The 2,279-nt window shown below is 34.7% G+C and carries 2 protein-coding genes; one reads left to right on the top strand and one right to left on the bottom strand.

The genetic code is table 11. The features are described 5' to 3' along the window. On the bottom strand, positions 1 to 1,889 hold a 1,889-nt coding region (locus M901_RS13680), incomplete at its 3' end, for a MutS domain V protein (RefSeq protein ID WP_021278799.1). A 55-nt stretch (positions 1,890 to 1,944) separates the two neighbouring features. Here M901_RS13680 and M901_RS13675 point away from each other — a divergent pair. Next, positions 1,945 to 2,279, top strand: a 335-nt coding sequence (locus tag M901_RS13675) for a hypothetical protein (RefSeq protein WP_034722332.1), incomplete at its 3' end; no start/stop codon positions are given.

Below are 2,279 nucleotides of genomic sequence, written 5' to 3'. Positions count from 1 at the left end.
GATTTAAACTCTGAAGCCTTTTTCTGCATCTGCTTCGGAGACATATCAGAACGTCTTAGAGAGTTAATCTTATCTAGTTGTTTTTCAAGCTTAGTTTTATAAATCTCAAAAGCTTTTTGTTTTTCTAGATAGAGAACACCTTCCATCGATTTCTTTTGATTTTTAAGCTGTGAATTGAGATCTCTATTTTCAACAAGTAATTTATCTAGATCAGCTTTCTTATGAGAGAGATCCTGAAGTAGCTTTTCGTAGGTCATATATTTTTGATCTAAGATACTCTTCGCATTTTCAATAATTGATGGGTCAATATTGAATTTACTTGATAGCTTCTCAAAAATCGTGAGGGCCATTGAGCTACCTGGGGTCCCAATGATAAGCCTATAATTAGGTTTATTTGTCTCGAAATCATATCCAACATGGGCAGAAATGAATTTTTCATTTGTCTGCATTTTAGTCTTTAACAACTGATGGTGAGTTGAAATAAGAACTTTCGAATCTTTAACATCTGTTAAATAAGATATAATTGAAATTGCCAGAGAAGAGGCCTCATCTGATGATGTGGAGTTGAAAATTTCATCCGCAGCGATCAGAGAGTTGTCATTAATATTTTCAAGCATCTCCAAAATTGCCGTCGTCTCTCCTGCAAAAGAGCTTAGGCCATGAGAAAGATCTTGATAATCACTATCAAAATAAAAAATATCATTTAATAGGGGGAGTCTTGCTTCAACTGCTGGAATGAAGAACCCTAGTTTTAAAAATACATGACAGAGAATTATCGTTTTAATTGAAACTGTCTTACCACCGGTGTTTGGACCAGAGATAATAAGCCCGTGCTTATCAGATGAAATTTCAATATTATTTGCTATACACCCGTCAATTAACGGGTGAAAGAAAGCTGATAATTTAATATCTCTTTCAAGGCTAACTTCAGGTCTTACTAGCCCCTTATGTATAGAATACTTCGCCTGTGTCAGATCATAGTCGTACTTCAGAATAAGTTTATAGACTCTTTGGACGTAATCATAATTTTCCGAAAGTAGTGTAGAGTAACCATGACAGATTTCATTTACGATTTCATCGATCTCAGAGATAATTTTCAATCTCTTGTTACACAACTCTCTAACTTCTGTCGGCTCTACAAATAAAGTATGTCCTGTTCCTGATCTAGAAATAATAAGACCAATATTCGCATTATAAGAATCACTTCTGACAGGAATAACATAGCGGTCATTAATAACATCGTAACCCTGAAATTGAAGTCGTTTCTCAATGTCTGCATCTTTTAATGTAGACATGACCTTTTCACGGATCTTCGTTTCTAAAGCATTTCTTTCAGCTATCTTCTTTGCAAGCTTTGGATGTCTTTCTAGATATACAGAGCCATTTCTATCAACAAATGTTCTTAATGGTTTAATGAATTTATTTCTTAGTCTCTGGCCATCATTGATCAACTCTAAAATGATATCTTTTTGTTCACCATGTGGTAGAGATTTCTTCAGTTCAAAGATGTTCTCTATAATACAGCTAACAAAATTAAGCTGTTTAAAGTCCCCGATTAATCCCTTGTTCATATTTTTTATGAAGGTGTGATTTTCCGCAGCATCGCTTACACAATCAAAGAGTATTAAATCGAAATTAATCCCATCATCTAATAAGCGTGAAAGTGTGCTAATATTATCAAGGTGACTATTGATATTCGTCTCTGTGAATACTTGTGGATTATTTGTAAAAATATCCTTAGTATCCTCAAAGTAAGAATGAAATGTGATCTGATTGGCAATTTGCTGCCAGTCAATATTGTTCAATGTTTGAAAAAGTATATTGTTGGCCATGAATTTAAATTTCTCTGAGTTATATAGTTCCTGTGAGCATCTTCGAAGTCTCTTCATTTTGGAGGAGTCTTGGAGATTTGGCAAGGTACAAAAGATATTTAGCAGTGGCAAGATGATTGTCCTAAACGTTAGAATTCCAGGAAAGACAATACATCTGTCTATTGGACGAGGTAATGACTATTGTGGAGTTTGGGCCGCTGATAAAACCGTCCCTTCTAGTCACAGAATTGTTAAAGATCGAATTTTAGAGTACTTACGAAGTAATGTTTCGGGAAAGAGTATTATTGATCTTAGGTGTGATGAAAAAGATAGATGTGTCGCTATTACACTTCACGACAAATCAGAGATATTATTCTTTTGGAAGGGGCGACGCTTACACTTTTCCCAAGTCATTCGTTTAAAAACAGGTGAAACGGCTTATGTAGAGCCAATCTATCTAAAAGGACT

The organism is Bacteriovorax sp. DB6_IX (assembly GCF_000447775.1).
GTDB lineage: Bacteria > Bdellovibrionota > Bacteriovoracia > Bacteriovoracales > Bacteriovoracaceae > Halobacteriovorax_A.
The sequence above is the reverse complement of the archived record's forward strand: the minus strand, read 5'-3'. Positions and strand labels throughout refer to the sequence as shown.